Origin of the sequence: Streptantibioticus cattleyicolor NRRL 8057 = DSM 46488 (assembly GCF_000240165.1) — a bacterium.
In the GTDB taxonomy this organism is placed as follows: Bacteria; Actinomycetota; Actinomycetes; order Streptomycetales; family Streptomycetaceae; genus Streptantibioticus; species Streptantibioticus cattleyicolor.
Genome location: NC_017586.1, coordinates 3,253,020 through 3,267,102, shown reverse-complemented (window position 1 = coordinate 3,267,102; position 14,083 = coordinate 3,253,020). Strand labels below are relative to the sequence as shown.

At 73.3% G+C, this 14,083-nt stretch carries 14 protein-coding genes; 11 read left to right on the top strand and 3 right to left on the bottom strand.

Features of this window, described 5'->3' with window-relative positions; translation table 11 throughout:
• Positions 1-63: 63 nt before the first annotated feature.
• Positions 64-315: a hypothetical protein gene (locus SCATT_RS39545; protein ID WP_239013308.1), complete on the top strand. Its 252-nt coding sequence runs from the start codon at positions 64-66 to the stop codon at positions 313-315.
• A 424-nt stretch (positions 316-739) separates the two neighbouring features.
• Here the strand turns inward: SCATT_RS39545 and SCATT_RS14580 are convergent, their stop codons facing one another.
• Positions 740-1,459, bottom strand: coding sequence for a DUF4232 domain-containing protein (locus tag SCATT_RS14580; protein ID WP_014143838.1), 720 nt, complete (start codon positions 1,457-1,459; stop codon positions 740-742).
• Between the two features lie 174 nt (positions 1,460-1,633).
• Here SCATT_RS14580 and SCATT_RS14575 point away from each other — a divergent pair, with 174 nt between their 5' ends.
• Positions 1,634-2,995, top strand: a complete 1,362-nt coding sequence (locus tag SCATT_RS14575) for a helix-turn-helix domain-containing protein (RefSeq protein WP_014143837.1) — start codon at positions 1,634-1,636, stop codon at positions 2,993-2,995.
• 26 nt (positions 2,996-3,021) lie between these two features.
• A complete protein-coding gene (locus tag SCATT_RS14570) occupies positions 3,022-6,441 on the top strand; it encodes an AfsR/SARP family transcriptional regulator (protein WP_197541055.1) in 3,420 nt (1,139 codons plus the stop codon).
• Between the two features lie 22 nt (positions 6,442-6,463).
• Here the strand turns inward: SCATT_RS14570 and SCATT_RS14565 are convergent, their stop codons facing one another.
• The gene (locus SCATT_RS14565) at positions 6,464-7,216 is read right to left on the bottom strand and encodes a DUF5324 family protein (RefSeq protein ID WP_161271875.1); all 753 of its coding nucleotides are present in this window, start codon (positions 7,214-7,216) and stop codon (positions 6,464-6,466) included.
• A 301-nt stretch (positions 7,217-7,517) separates the two neighbouring features.
• Between SCATT_RS14565 and SCATT_RS14560 the strand changes: the two genes are divergently transcribed.
• Positions 7,518-8,045, top strand: coding sequence for a peptidylprolyl isomerase (locus tag SCATT_RS14560; protein WP_014143833.1), 528 nt, complete (start codon positions 7,518-7,520; stop codon positions 8,043-8,045).
• A 128-nt stretch (positions 8,046-8,173) separates the two neighbouring features.
• Positions 8,174-9,022, top strand: coding sequence for a rhomboid family intramembrane serine protease (locus SCATT_RS14555; RefSeq protein WP_014143832.1), 849 nt, complete (start codon positions 8,174-8,176; stop codon positions 9,020-9,022).
• A 213-nt stretch (positions 9,023-9,235) separates the two neighbouring features.
• On the opposite strand, the gene crgA is transcribed toward SCATT_RS14555, so the two are convergent.
• On the bottom strand, positions 9,236-9,490 hold the full coding sequence (gene crgA, locus SCATT_RS14550; RefSeq protein WP_014143831.1) for a cell division protein CrgA: 255 nt from the start codon (positions 9,488-9,490) through the stop codon (positions 9,236-9,238).
• A gap of 136 nt (positions 9,491-9,626) precedes the next feature.
• Here crgA and SCATT_RS14545 point away from each other — a divergent pair, with 136 nt between their 5' ends.
• Genes SCATT_RS14545 through SCATT_RS14520 form a run of 6 tightly spaced genes read left to right on the top strand, consistent with a single transcriptional unit; the run spans position 9,627 to position 14,071 of the window.
• Positions 9,627-10,391 carry a DUF881 domain-containing protein gene (locus SCATT_RS14545; protein ID WP_014143830.1) on the top strand — a complete coding sequence of 255 codons (765 nt, stop codon included), beginning with the start codon at positions 9,627-9,629 and terminating at the stop codon, positions 10,389-10,391.
• Between the two features lie 40 nt (positions 10,392-10,431).
• Positions 10,432-11,124 (top strand): class E sortase, encoded by a 693-nt coding sequence (locus tag SCATT_RS14540; protein ID WP_014143829.1) that lies wholly within the window; start codon positions 10,432-10,434, stop codon positions 11,122-11,124.
• 58 nt (positions 11,125-11,182) lie between these two features.
• The gene (locus SCATT_RS39000; RefSeq protein ID WP_014143828.1) at positions 11,183-11,356 is read left to right on the top strand and encodes a hypothetical protein; all 174 of its coding nucleotides are present in this window, start codon (positions 11,183-11,185) and stop codon (positions 11,354-11,356) included.
• On the top strand, positions 11,356-11,994 hold the full coding sequence (locus tag SCATT_RS14530) for an aminodeoxychorismate/anthranilate synthase component II (protein ID WP_014143827.1): 639 nt from the start codon (positions 11,356-11,358) through the stop codon (positions 11,992-11,994). Before SCATT_RS39000 ends, SCATT_RS14530 begins: the two co-directional genes overlap by 1 nt.
• A complete protein-coding gene (locus tag SCATT_RS14525) occupies positions 11,991-13,277 on the top strand; it encodes a class E sortase (protein WP_014143826.1) in 1,287 nt (428 codons plus the stop codon). Before SCATT_RS14530 ends, SCATT_RS14525 begins: the two co-directional genes overlap by 4 nt.
• Before the next feature lie 38 nt (positions 13,278-13,315).
• The gene (locus SCATT_RS14520; RefSeq protein ID WP_014143825.1) at positions 13,316-14,071 is read left to right on the top strand and encodes a class E sortase; all 756 of its coding nucleotides are present in this window, start codon (positions 13,316-13,318) and stop codon (positions 14,069-14,071) included.
• Positions 14,072-14,083: the final 12 nt, after the last annotated feature.

The window sequence follows — 14,083 nt, the reverse complement described above, 5'->3', positions numbered from 1 at the left end:
GTTCGGGCAACGCTTGGGGAGCAGCGAACCATACGCTTGCTCGACCTGCGCAGGCAGACCTAAGTGCAGTTCTTGCATGCGGCTGAGTCGGCGATTCTGACACTGCGAGCCGGCGAAGGGGAGGGCAACGACCGCCTGGCTTTGCAACGCGCGTTCTCCGCTGTCCTCCTGGAAGGGCCGAGTGAGGTGGCCCGGGCGGCCAGGAAGATGGTCGACGCCCTCCGCGCCGACCTTTCGTGGGACGACCTCGAGAGTGCGAGAGCCGGCTTCGTCGAAGCGGCGCGAGTTGCTTTGCAGAAGGCCGGTGAGAGCTGACAAGCCTTTCCGCTGGAGAACACCGAGGCTCGACCGCCTCGCAGCGGGATATGCCTTTCCCCATTCCTGAAACGTCGGCAGGGCGGACAAGGCGACGCCGCGGTCAGGGGCGTATGCGATTCGCCCAGTCGCGTTGCTGACGCGTCGGGCGCCCGTGGCCCTCGTCGTTCGCGCTCGATGGAGTTGACGTCGGACGGGTTGGTTTCCGCGTCCCCGCGGACGCGGGGACCACCCCCGCACGCGCGGGGACCACACGCCGCCACCTCGGACTTCCTCAGCGCAGCACGCCGTTTCCGCAGACTTCCGCACACTCCGGCATACCGGGCGTCCCTCCTCCGCCATGACAGGGGTCGCACGGAACGACAGCTTACGGTTCGAACCACCCGCCAGGGGAGCCCGCGGCCCCTGGCAGGGGGCGCGGGGGTCACCAGTCGAGGGCGGTGTCGAGGGACGGCTGCCAGTAGGTGACCTTGAGGGAGTCGTCGATGTAGACGCCCTGGGAGGGGAGTGAGGGGTGGGCGCCGGAGCCGACGCTTTCGTTGCCGGAGCGGCCTTGGAAGTAGACGGCCAGGGACTTTTCGGTGTGGCCGTGTTCGGCGCTGCCGTCGCCGGTGGAGAGGCTGACGGAGGCGTAGCCGGACTGGCCCGGTTCGAGGGTGACGACGGCTTGCGGCTTGGACTCCTCGATGACCGGCGGCACGGACTGGGCCTCGCCGAAGGCCACCGCCGGGTAGCCGTAGAGGTAGCACCGCTTGCTGCCGGTGTTGGTGACGGTGAGCAGCATGTGGTTCAGGGGGCGGTTGAGCAGGGCCGCGACGGTCTTGGTGTTGGACCCCTCGCAGGTGACCGGTTTGCCGGAGGAGACGGGTGCCTTCGCCGTGGTCCCGTGCGCGGTCGGCCGGGAACCGGTGGACGTGGTCTTGCCGGCGACCGGACCGGAACCGGAGACGGCGACCGAGGGAGACGGGGCACTGGGAGACGGGGCACTGGGAGAGGACGGCGTGGTCACGGAGGCGGCCGGCGCGGCGCCCTCGACGTGGAGGCCCGTGTTGTTGTCGCACGCGGTCAGGGAGAACCCGGCCAGCGCGACGGTCGCGGCGGCGACGAGCAGACGGGTGCGGGAGGTGGTGCGGATCCTGGACATGTGGTCGTTTCCCCTCGGTCACGGATCGGGTTGATGCTTGGATGACCGAAGCTTGGGAGGCGATCCGTCCCAGCCGCCACAGTCGGCGGCGAGTTGGGTACGTTGGAACGCCAACTTCGGCTCCGGCCAGGGGATATGGGGGTGCCCTGGAACGCTGGAACGGGACACGGGGGGATGGAGGAACGGGTGTCTGGGGCGACCGGGGCCGAAGGGCCGGAAGCTTTCGCGCAGCTGCTGCGGGAACTCAAGGACCGCTCGGGGCTGAGCTACGGGGCCCTCGCCAAGCGGCTGCACATGAGCACGTCGACGCTGCACCGCTACTGCAACGGCACCGCGGTGCCGCACGAGTACGCCCCGGTGGAGCGCCTGGCGCGGGTGTGCGGGGGGACGCCGCAGGAACTGGTGGAGCTGCACCGGCGCTGGATCCTGGCGGACGCGGAGCGCGGGCGCAGGGCGGACCGGCCGACGGTGGCGGAGTCCGCGCGGGAGGAGAACGCGGCCGAGGGTGATGGTCCGGAACCGGCCGGGCCGCCGCGTCCGGTCGTCGCCCCGTCGGTGAGCGGGGACCCGGACCGGGGCAGGGACGCGGGCGACGAACTCGTCGTCACCGACGCACCCGGCGACTCCGCCTCGCCACGGCGCCGCCGTACCGCGCTGATCGCCTCCGCCGCCGCGGCCACCGTGCTGGCGGCCGTGGTGCTCGTCGCCAACGCGCCGTTCGACGGAGGCGAGAGGACCGCGGGGGACGAGCGGGCCGTCGGCTCGGCCGCGCCGGTGAGCAGCCGGGCCGTCACCGGCGGGGCGTCCGCGTCGGCCTCCGCCTCCCCGGGCGCGTCGCACCGCGCCCCCACCGCCCCCGGCTCCAGCAGTGGTACGCCCGGCGCCGGCCAGGACGGCGGCGGTGGGCGGAGCGCGGGCGGGGCGGACACCGGCAGCGGCGCCACCGCGCCGGTCGTCGGCGTGCGTCCGTACGTCTACGACAGCCCGTGCAGCCAGCACTTCCTCGTCGACAGCGGCCCCGCGCAGATGGGCCCGCCCGCGAGCGAGCAGGACGCCCCGCGCTGGTCCGCCGCCTACGGCGCGGTCTCCTCGGGCGAGCAGCGGGTCGGCCTGACCGTCCAGGGCACCGGCGCGGAGACCGTCGTCCTGGAGGCGCTGCACGTCCGCGTCGTGACCAAGGGCGCCCCGCTCGCCTGGAACGACTACTCGATGGGCGTCGGCTGCGGCGGTGGCGTGGACACCAAGTCGTTCGACATCGACCTGGACAACGGCAGCCCCACGGTCACCGTCAAGAACGGCCAGCGCGACTTCCCGTACAAGGTCAGCGAGTCCGACCCGGAGGTCTTCTACGTCACCGCCCACACCAAGGCGCACGACGTCCGCTGGGACCTCGCCCTGGACTGGTCGAGCGGTGTCCGCCACGGCACCGTCCACATCGACGACAACGGCATCCCGTTCCGTACCAGCGCGGGCGCGGGACGTCCCGGATACGACTATCCCCTGGGCGGCGGCGAGTGGATCCGCCGGGAGGGATGACCGGGGGTGTACGGCAGAATCGCTGGGTGCGCTTCGGGATTCTGGGGGAGACGTGGGCCCGGTCGGCCACGGGCGGGGCGGTGGGCCTGGGCGGGCCGGCGCGGCGCGCGTTGCTGGCGATGCTCCTGCTGGACGCCGGGCGGATCGTGCCGCTGGAGCGGCTGATCGACGGGTTGTACCGGGACGAGCCGCCGGCCGGGGTCGGCAACGCGCTCCAGTCCCAGGTGTCGCGGCTGCGGTCGGCGCTGGGGGCGCCGATCGAGAACCATCCGGCCGGCTACCGGCTCGTGGTGGAACCGGACGAGGTGGACGTCCACCGGTTCACCCGGTTGGCCGCGCGGGGGCGGGAGGCGCTGGCGGCGGGGGAGTTCCCGCGCGCGGCGGAGGCGCTGCGGGAAGGGCTGGCGCTGTGGCGGGGCGCCGCGCTGGCCGACGTGGGCGCCGCCCCCTTCGCGGCCGGGCAGATCACCCGCCTGGAGGAACTGCGGACGACCGCCGTGGAGGACCGCGTGGAGGCCGACCTCGCCCTCGGCCGTCACCGCGAACTCGTCGCCGAACTCACCGAGTTGACCGCCACCCACCCACTGCGCGAACGGCTGCGCGCCCAGCTGATGCGCGCCCTGCACGGCGCCGGACGGCAGGCCGATGCGCTGCGCGTGTACGAGGAGGCGCGACGCGAACTCGCCGACACCCTCGGGGCCGACCCGGGCCCTGAGCTGACCGCCGCCCACCTGGCCGTCCTCCGGGGTGAGCCCGTCGGTGTTTCACGTGAAACACCCGGCCGCGAAGCCGACGGCGGAACCCCCAGCCGTGAAACGGTCACTGTTTCACGTGAAACAGCCCCCGCCCCCGCCGCCGTTTCAGGTGAAACACCGCCGCCCCCCTACGGCCGCTTCCCCGCCCAGCTCACCAGCTTCGTAGGCCGCGCCGAAGAGCTCGACCGCCTGGCCCAACTGCTCGGCGGCGCACGCCTGGTGACCCTGCTCGGCCCGGGCGGTTCGGGCAAGACGCGGTTGTCGGTGGAGGCCGCCGGACGCCACGTCGGCGACCGGGCCTTCGTCGACCTGACCGGCGTGGCGGACGACGGCGGGGTGACCCAGGCGGTGCTGGCCGCGCTGGGGCTGCGGGAGTCCGCGCTGCGTTCCGGCGCCGGAGCCGGGGCGCGGCACGAGCCGCTGGAACGGCTCGCGGCGGCGCTGGCGGGCCGCCGGCTCCTGCTGGTGCTGGACAACTGCGAGCACGTGGTGGCCTCGGTGGCCACGCTGGTGGACCGGGTGCTCGCCGACTGCCCCGGGCTGAGCGTCCTCGCCACCAGCCGGGAGGCGCTGGGCATCACCGGCGAGGTGCTCTGCCCGGTGCCCCCGCTTCCGTTGCCGACCGTCCAGGCCGCGCCGCGGCAGGCGATGGACTCCCCGGCGGTGCGGCTCTTCGCCGAACGGGCCGGCGCGGTGCGCCCGGACTTCGACCTCGCCCGCGACCTCGACGCCGTCCGCGGGATCTGTGCCGCGCTCGACGGACTGCCGCTCGCCATCGAGCTGGCGGCGGCGCGGCTGCGGTCGCTGTCGGCCGCCGAGATCGCCGAACGGCTGGGGATACCGGCCATCGGCGGCGAGCTGGGGTACCGCCCCGGGGTGCGTCCCGCCGAACTCTTCCGGCTGCTCTCCCGGGGCAGCCGTACCGCGCAGCCGCGCCAGCGCACGCTGCGCGGCGTCGTGGACTGGAGCTGGGGGCTGCTGCCGGAGGACGAGCGGGCCGTGCTGCGGCGCGCCTCGGTCTTCGCGGGGAGCTGGTCGCTGGCGGCGGCCGAGGAGGTCTGCGCCGACCCGTCACCGGACCCCGCCCGCGCCCCAGGGGACGGCCCGGTCATCGACCCCGCCGACGTCCTCGACCTGGTCGAGTCACTGGTGGACAAGTCGCTGGTCGTCGCCGACCACCAGCACGACCACCGGCACGACCACCGGCACCCCGGCACGTCCGTGCGCTACCGCATGCTGGAGACCATCCGGGCCTACGCGGCCGAACGGCTCTCCGAGGCCGGCGAGGAACAGGCGGTGCGCCGCGCCCACGCCCGCCACTTCCTGCGCCTCGCCGCCGAGACCGAACCGGAACTGCGCGGCCACCGCCAACTCGCCGGCCTGGAAGCGCTCTTCACCGACCACGACAACCTCCACGCCGCCCTGCGCCGCAGCATCGCCGACGGCGACACCGTCACCGCCCTGCGTTTCTTCGGCGTGCTCTCCACCTACTGGATCCTGCGCGGGCTGCGCTACGAGGGCGCCGCCCCCGCCCGCGACCTGCTCGGCAAGCTCGGCCCCCAGCCGCCCGACGGTCTGGGGCAGGAGTACGTCGGGCTGGTGCTCGCCGCGGTCTTCGGCATGCGGGACATCGGCGGGTACGCCGACCATGTGGCCGCGTGCCGCGCCGTGATGGAGGCCTCCGGCGGCATCACCCCGGACTACCCCGGGCTGACGCTGCTGTGGGCGCCGTTCGCCGGGCTGCCGACCGGCCCGGAGATGGCCGAGCGGGCCGCGGCGCCGCTGCGCGACCACCCCGATCCCTGGTTCCGGGCGCTGCTGTACGTCGGCTCGGCCTACCAGCGGTGGTGGATGGAGGGGGACGCGGCCGGGGCGGCCGAGGAGTTCACCGAGGGGCTGGAGGCGTTCCGCGCGCTGGGCGACCGGTGGGGCATGATCACCTCGCTCGGAGTCCTCGCCGAACTGGCCGGCTTCCGGGGCGAGAACGCGCGGGCCGTCGCGCTCTCCGACGAAGCGCTCGCCCTGGCCGCCGAGTTGGGCTCGGTGGAGGACATGGCCGAGCTGGTGGTCAACCGGTCCCGCTTCCTGCTGGACACCGGGCGGTACGAGGAGGCGCGGGCCGACGCACGGCGCACGCTGGAACTGGCGCGGCGCTGCGGCGCCCCGGAGTTCGCCGCCCGCGGCCATCTCGCCCTCGCCGAGGTGGCCCGGCGCACCGGTGACCTGGCCGAGGCCGACCGGCTGTGCGAGCTGGCGCTGGCCCAGTGCCCGGCCCGTTCCTTCTCCGGCGACGGCACCCGTTCCGCCGTTCTCATCGCCCACGGCCGGGTCGCGCTGGCCCTCGGTGACGCGGAGCGGGCCCGGCGCCGGCTGCGGCAGGCGTGCGCCCTGGGCTCCGGGCCGGAGATCCGGATGGCCGCCACCTACGCCGCCGAGGTGCTGGCGCTGCTCGCCCTGCTGGACGGCAGGCCCGCCGAAGCGGCCGAACTCCTCGGCGCCTTCACGGTGTTGCGGGCCTCCCCCGAGCCACTGCCGCCCGACATGGCGACGCTCCTCGCCGAGGTGTGCGCCGCACTCGGCGAGGAGCGTTTCGCGGAGGCCTTCGGACGCGGCAGCGCCCGCGATCTGGCCGGCGCCCTCGGCCGCGTCCGGGAGCTGTTCACCGACGACCGCGCCGGATCGCCGGACTGAGGGCGCGGCCCGGCTCAGGACGTCAGAACTCGTCCTCCGGCTTCTCCTCGTCCGCCTCGGCCTGCTTGGCGCGGACCTCCGGGTCCAGCGAGTCCCCCGAGCCGTCCACGGCGGTCAGCGGAGGACGGGCGGAGCCGGCCGCGTCGTGCGAGTCGGTGCTGACGACCTCGGTCGGGGAGGGCGCCTCGACCAGCCACTCGGGGTTGGTCTGCCGCCGCCACCAGCGCCAGGCCGCCACCCCGGCGCCGGCCACGAGCCCGGCGCACAGCACGCACTTGACGGCCCGTCCCGTCCGCGCCCGGCGCCGTCCGCGGCGCAGCAGCTTGTCCAGCTCGGCGGCGGGGACCTGACCGCGCAGCGCGGCCAGCGCCGCCGCGCCGCGGGCCAGCGCCTCCTCACGTACCGGTTCGGCGGCCGAGCGGGCGGCCTCCACCGCCTGGCCGACCCGGGGGGCGGTGTAGTCGGCGGCCTGGCGCGCGGTCTCCCGGGTGCGCTTGGCCGCCGCGTCCACCGAGGCGGCCAGCTTGGGCGGCACCGCGTGCCGGGCCTGGGCGATCCGGGGCACGACATGGCAGCCGTACTGCGCCAGGGCCGCGGTGCGGGCCTGATCGGCGGCGGAGGACACCTTGGGGGCGATCCGCCGACGGGCCTCATCGGCGTAGTGTGCCGCCGTGTCCTTGGCCGTACCGGCGTACGGCGCCACCAACTCCGCCGCGTGCCGCACATTCTCCTTCGTCGTAGCGGCTGCGTGGCGCACGTTTTCTGCGCGGGTCACGGGGAACCTCCTCCTCGGTGGCGTACGACATGTCGCCTTTCCACCCGAATAGAGATCATGCTGCCTGCCCGCCCGCCGGACGGCGTGCGCGAGGCAACCGGGGTGCAGTGCCTGCTGTCTCCCGGGGCGGGTACCCGGGAGATTACGGTGCGGAACCGCCGTGGCGCCGGGAATGCCGTGATGGCGGCCGGATCTGTCCGCCGTGCGAATGGCCCCGGGTCCGTCGCGGGCGTGGCTACGTGTCCGGCGACGGCCCGTGGGAGGATTTGTCGTCGTCAGTGAAGTCTATGGAAGGTACGTCGTGGCCGAGCAGCTCTACGCCACCCTCAAGACCAATCACGGAGACATCAAGGTCCGGCTGCTGCCGGACCACGCTCCGAAGACCGTGAAGAACTTCGTCGAGCTCGCCGAGGGCACCCGGCAGTGGACCGACCCGAAAACCGGGCAGCCCACCAACGCCCGGCTGTACGACGGCACCGTCTTCCACCGGGTGATCGCCGGCTTCATGATCCAGGGGGGTGACCCGCTGGGCAACGGCACCGGTGGCCCGGGCTACAAGTTCGCCGACGAGTTCCACCCGGAGCTGGCCTTCACCAAGCCGTACCTGCTGGCCATGGCCAACGCCGGCCCGGGCACCAACGGCTCGCAGTTCTTCATCACCGTCGCCCCCACCGGCTGGCTGACCGGCAAGCACACCATCTTCGGTGAGGTCGCCGACGATGCCGGCAAGCGCGTGGTGGACGCGATCGCGAGCGTGGACACCAAGCCCGGCGACCGCCCGGTCAACGACGTGGTCATCGAGTCGGTCACCATCAGCCGCGAGGGCTGACCCGCACCGTCCGACCGGCCCAGGGCCCGCGACGGGAACTCGGCGCCCCGCTCGTCCGTACCTCAGGACAGCGGGGCGCGCCTGGTTCACCAGCGGCGGCGCACGGACCAGGCACAGGAAGAGGGACCATGGAGCAGGCGGTCTGCTGCTACCGGCACCAGGATCGCGAGACCGGGGTGCGCTGCTCGCGCTGCGAGCGGCCGATATGCCCGGAGTGCATGGTCAGCGCGTCGGTCGGCTTCCAGTGCCCGGAGTGCGTCGGCCAGGCGCGGCCGGAGCGGCAGGCGCAGCGGCCCCGCACCATGACCGGCGGGGCGGTGGCGGCCAACCCCCGGCTGATCACCATGATCCTCATCGGCATCAACGTGGCCGTCTTCCTCGCCGTCCAGGCGGTGGGCGACTCGCTGGTGCAGGACCTGATCCTCTACGGCGCCTGGCCCCCGGTGGATCCGACCAGCGGGGTCGCCGAGGGCCAGTGGTACCGGCTGCTGACCGCGACGTTCCTGCATCAGAACGTGATGCACATCGGGTTCAACATGCTGTCGCTGTGGTGGATAGGCCCGGGCCTGGAGGTGGCACTCGGCCGGGTCCGCTTCCTCGCCGTCTACCTGCTGTCGGCGCTCGGCGGCAGCGCGCTGTCGTTCCTGCTGGCCAATCCGAACGCCGGCTCGCTGGGCGCGTCGGGGGCGGTCTTCGGGCTGCTGGGCGCGACGTTCGTGCTGATGCGCAGGCTGCGGTACGATTCCCGGCCGATCGTCGCCATCATCGTGCTCAACCTGTTCTTCACGTTCGCGCAGACGGGCACCATCGACTGGCGGGCCCACATCGGCGGCCTGGTCACCGGGGCCGTGGTGGCCTTCGGGATGGTGCACGCGCCGCGGGAGCGGCGGGCGCTGGTGCAGTGGGGCACCTGCGTCGCGGTGGCCGTGGTCATCGTGGCGCTGGTGGTCGTCGGTACGTACCGGATCAACCACTGACCGGACGAGCGACGCCACCGTTCTTCATACTTATCCACAGACCGTGGGGAACGTTGTGCACGGCGTGTGCTTGTCCGCACAGGGGTTATCCACAGATCTTCCGACCTTTTCCCCAGCCGGGCCCACCTGTGGATAACTCTGTGGACAAGCGAGGCGCGATGTTGACGACCGCGTTCCGGTCACCGCGCCGCCCCGGCCCCCGTGACGGCCGGGTCACTTCCACTGGGTGGAGACCACGAACCCCGCGGCGATGAAGCCGAAGCCGACCACGATGTTCCAGTTGCCCCACGACTCGATCGGCATGCTGCCGGTGGTGACGTAGAAGATGACGATCCACGCCAGGCCGATCAGGAAGAGCGCCAGCATCAGCGGGGCCACCCAGCGGCGCCCGCTGTGCAGTTTGAAGGTGGCGGTCTTCTCCGGCGGCGGGGTGAAGTCGGCCTTCTTGCGGATCCGTGACTTCGGCACGAGGGACTCTCCTGTCGATGCGCTGCGGGACGCGCAGGCTGATTGATCGTTGTCGCCGGGCGGGGAGCGGACGGATCACGCCCCTGGGCGTCCGTTAGCGTAGTGCTTCCGCGGGTGCGAAGGAGATAAGGATCCCATGAGCGATTCCGCCGGTGGCAGCGTGGGCCGCACCGCCCGCGGCGCGTTGCCCAAGGTCCTCTCCGCCGCCGTCTTCGCCGCCGCCGGGCTGCTCTTCTGGGCCAGCTACGACACCGCGCACGGCACCAACATCCGCAGCGACGAATCCCTGCTGCGCACCTCCGACCTGATCCGCGCGAAAAGCCACAAGAACGCCCAGTTGGAAGAGGAACTGGCCGATCTGCGCACCCGCGCCGACGCCCTCGCCCACGCCGAGAGCGGCGAGGGCTCCGGCCCGCGGCGCCGCGACGACGCCCTCGCCGAGGCCGCCGGCGTCCGCCCGGTCACCGGCGACGCCCTCGCGGTCACCCTCAACGACGCGCCACCCGGCGCCACCGCCCGCGTCCCCGGCGTGCCGCAGCCGCAGCCCAACGACCTCGTCATCCACCAGCAGGACCTGCAAGCCGTGGTCAACGCGCTGTGGCGGGGCGGGGCGCGGGCCGTCCAGGTCATGGACCAGCGGCTGATCTCCACCAGCGCGGTGCGCTGCGTGGGCAACACGCTCATCCTCCAGGGCCGCGTCTACTCCCCGCCCTACACCATCACCGCGGTGGGCGACCCGGACGCGCTGCGCCACGCGGTCGACCAGGACCCGTCGATCACCAACTACAAGCAGTACGTCACCGCCTACGGCCTCGGCTGGAAAGTCGACCCGCTCCACCACGTGACTCTTCCCGGCTACTCCGGCACAGTGGATCTCCACTACGCACAGCCCCTGGGCTGACCGCGCCCGCCCCGGGGCCGCCGCGGCGGGAGGGGACGGCGTGACCGGACGGCTGATCCTGCGGACGCTCAGCGAACTGTGCCTGACCGCCGGGGCGTTGACCGTGCTCCTCGTCGTCCACCTGCTGCTGTGGACCGGGGTGCGGGCCGACCGGGCGATGGACCACGAGGTCGCCGCGCTCCAGGACACCTGGGCCACCGCGCCCCCGGCGGCCACCCGGGCCGCCGCCACCCCCGCCCCCGCCTACCGGGACGGCCGGCCCTTCGCCATCATGTACATCCCCCGGCTCGGCGCCGACTGGCACAAGCCCGTCCTGGAGGGCACCGCCACCGGCACCCTGCGCCGCGGACTCGGCCACTACGCGGGCACCGCCCGGCTCGGCGCCACCGGCAACTTCGCGGTGGCCGGCCACCGCCGCACCTACGGCGACCCCTTCAAGGACCTGCCCCGACTGCGCCCGGGCGACGAGGTCCTGCTCACCGACGGCGTCACCTGGTACACCTACGTGATCGACAAGCCCGCCTACCTCACCCTGCCGGACGACACCGGGGTGATCGAGCCGTTGCCGGCCCCGCTGGACCGTTCGGCGACCCCGTACTCCGCGCCCGGCCGCTACCTCACCCTGACCACCTGCGACCCGGAATGGGGCCACAGCCACCGGCTGATCGTCTGGGGACACCTGGACGCCACCCGGCCCGTCGGCGAAGGGATGCCCACAGCTTTGCCCGGCTGATCCGCGCCGACGTCCCCGCGCCCTTTACTCTTGTGCCGAATCGGAAGGAAGGCACCGCATGTACGGCTGGATCTGGCGGCATCTGCCGGGCAACGCGTGGGTGAAGGCGGTCATCTCCCTCGTACTGGTCCTGCTGGTGGTCTTCGTCCTCTTCCAGTGGGTCTTCCCGTGGGCGGAGCCACTGCTCCCCTTCAACGACGTGACCGTCAACGGCGGAGGCAACGCGGGCTGATGAACGCACGGATTCTGGTCGTCGACAACTACGACAGCTTCGTCTACAACCTCGTCCAGTACCTGTACCAACTGGGCGCCGAGTGCGAGGTGCTGCGCAACGACGAGGTGACCCTGGAGCACGCCGGGGACGGTTTCGACGGCGTACTGCTCTCCCCCGGACCGGGCACCCCCGAGGAGGCCGGGGTCTGCGTGGAGATGGTCAAGCACTGCGCGGCCGGCGGGATCCCGCTGTTCGGCGTCTGCCTGGGCCTGCAGTCCATCGCGGTGGCCCACGGCGCCGTGGTGGACCGCGCGCCCGAGCTGCTGCACGGCAAGACCTCCCTGGTCGCCCACGAGGGCGCGGGCGTCTTCGCCGGGCTCCCCTCGCCCTGCACCGCGACCCGCTACCACTCGCTGGCGGTCGAACGGGACACCGTGGCGCCGGAGCTGGAGATCACCGCCTGGACCGACTCCGGGATCGTGATGGGGCTGCGCCACCGCGAACTCCCGGTCGAGGGCGTGCAGTTCCACCCCGAGTCGGTGCTCACCGAGGGGGGCCACCGCATGCTCGCCAACTGGCTGACCGTGTGCGGGGACCCCGGGGCCGTCGAGCGGTCGGCCGGGCTGGCGCCCGTGGTCGGCAAGGCCGGGGCGTGACCGGGGCAGGCCCGGAGCACGCGGCGGGGGACGGCCCCGCGTACCAGGACGACGCCGCCTTCGCCGCGGCGGTGGACCGGCTCGCCGATCCGCTCAACGACCCGCTGCCGGGCGCGGACGGCGCCGGCTCGCCCTGGTTCCGTCCCCCCGCCGAGCAGCGGCCGGCACCGCCCCCGCCCGCCGCCTCCGGGTACCCGACGCCCTACGGCGCGCCCGCCGCGCCGTACGCCGGCGTGCCCCGGCAGGTGTCCGCGCCCGCGTACGAGCCGTACGCGCCCCGCTCGCGCCCGGCGCCCGGGGTGCCCTCCGGCACGCCCCCGCAGCCGTCCGCGCCACGCCCGCGCCCCCGTCCCGCGCCCGCGGGGCGTCCGCCCGCCCCCCGCATACCGTCCTCCCCCACGGCCACCGCCGAACTGCCCGTGGTCGACGCCGGGCCGGTCGTGACGGAGGCGGCGGTCACCGGCGGCCGGGCGGCCCGGCGCAAGGCCGCCAAGCGGGGCGGCAGACGCGCCCGCCCGCGAAGAGCCGCCGGCCCCCCGGCGCCGGACCGGCCGCCCGCCTCCCGGCTGGAGGCCCGCCGCGCCGCCCGGGCCGCCAAGGACCCGCTGGGCGTGGTGGTCAGCCGCGTGGTCGGTGAACTCTTCATTACCCTGGGCGCGTTGATGCTGCTCTTCGTCGCCTACCAGCTGTGGTGGACCAACGTGCTGGCCCACGAGGCCGCCAACGGCGCCGCCAGCACCCTCCAGCACGAATGGGCCGGCGAGCACGGCAGGAGTGACGCGCGGGACCCCGGCGCCTTCTCGCCCGGCCAGGGGTTCGCCATCATCTACATCCCCAAGCTCGACGTGAAGGCCCCGATCGCCGAGGGCGTGGACAAGCACGGCGTCCTGGACCGGGGCATGGTCGGCCACTACTCGGGCGCGCTGGAGACCGCCATGCCGTGGGACAAGTCCGGCAACTTCGCGCTCGCCGGCCACCGCAACACCCACGGCGAGCCCTTCCGTTACATCAACAAGCTCGTCCCCGGCGACAAGGTCGTGGTGGAGACCAGCTCCACGTACTACACCTACGAGGTCACCAGCTTCCTGCCGCAGACCTCGCCGTCCAACATCGGGGTCATCAAACCGGTGCCGGCCGGCTCGGGGTTCACCAGGCCCGGCCGCTACATCACGCTGACCACCTGCACCCCGGAGTTCACCAGCACCTACCGGATGATCGTCTGGGGCAAGATGGTCGAGGCCCGGCCGCGCAGCCAGGGCAAGCCGGACGCGCTGGTGCAATGAGCCGGAACTCGGCAGACCTACGGAAACGGGGGTGACCGGTGACGACCACCGAGCACGACGACGACACCGGGACCCACGCGACGGCCCCGCACCCGGCGGCCGGGCCGCACCGCGCACGGGGCCGCGGCCCGGTCGCCACCGCCTTCTCGGTCATCGGCGAACTGATGATCACCCTGGGCGTGGTCCTCGCCCTCTTCGTCGCCTACTCGCTGTGGTGGACCAACGTCCTGGCCGACCGCCAGGCGCGGCGCGAGGGCGACACGGTGCGCCGGCAGTGGGCGGCCCCCAGCGGCCCGGGCGCCCTGGACACCGCCGACGGCATCGGCTTCCTGCACGTCCCCGCGATGGGCCGGAACTTCGAGGTGCTGGTGAAGAAGGGCACCTCCACCGACGTCCTCAACCAGGGCGTGGCCGGCTACTACACCGACCCGGTCGCATCGGCGATGCCGTGGGACAGGACGGGCAACTTCACCACCGCCGCCCACCGGGACGGCCACGGCGCCAAGTTCCACAACATCGACAAGGTGCGCAAGGGCGACGCGGTCGTCTTCGAGACCCGCGACACCTGGTACGTCTACCGGGTCTTCGCCGTCCTCGACCAGACCTCCAAGTACGACGTGCACGTCCTGGACCCGGTGCCCAGGGAGTCCGGCGTCCGCCGCCCCGGCCGCTACATCACGCTGACCACCTGCACACCGGTCTTCACCTCCGAGTACCGCTACATCGTCTGGGGCGAGCTGGTGCGCACCCAGAAGGTGGACGCCCACCGCACCCCGCCGCCCGAGCTGGGCTGAGCGGTACGGCGA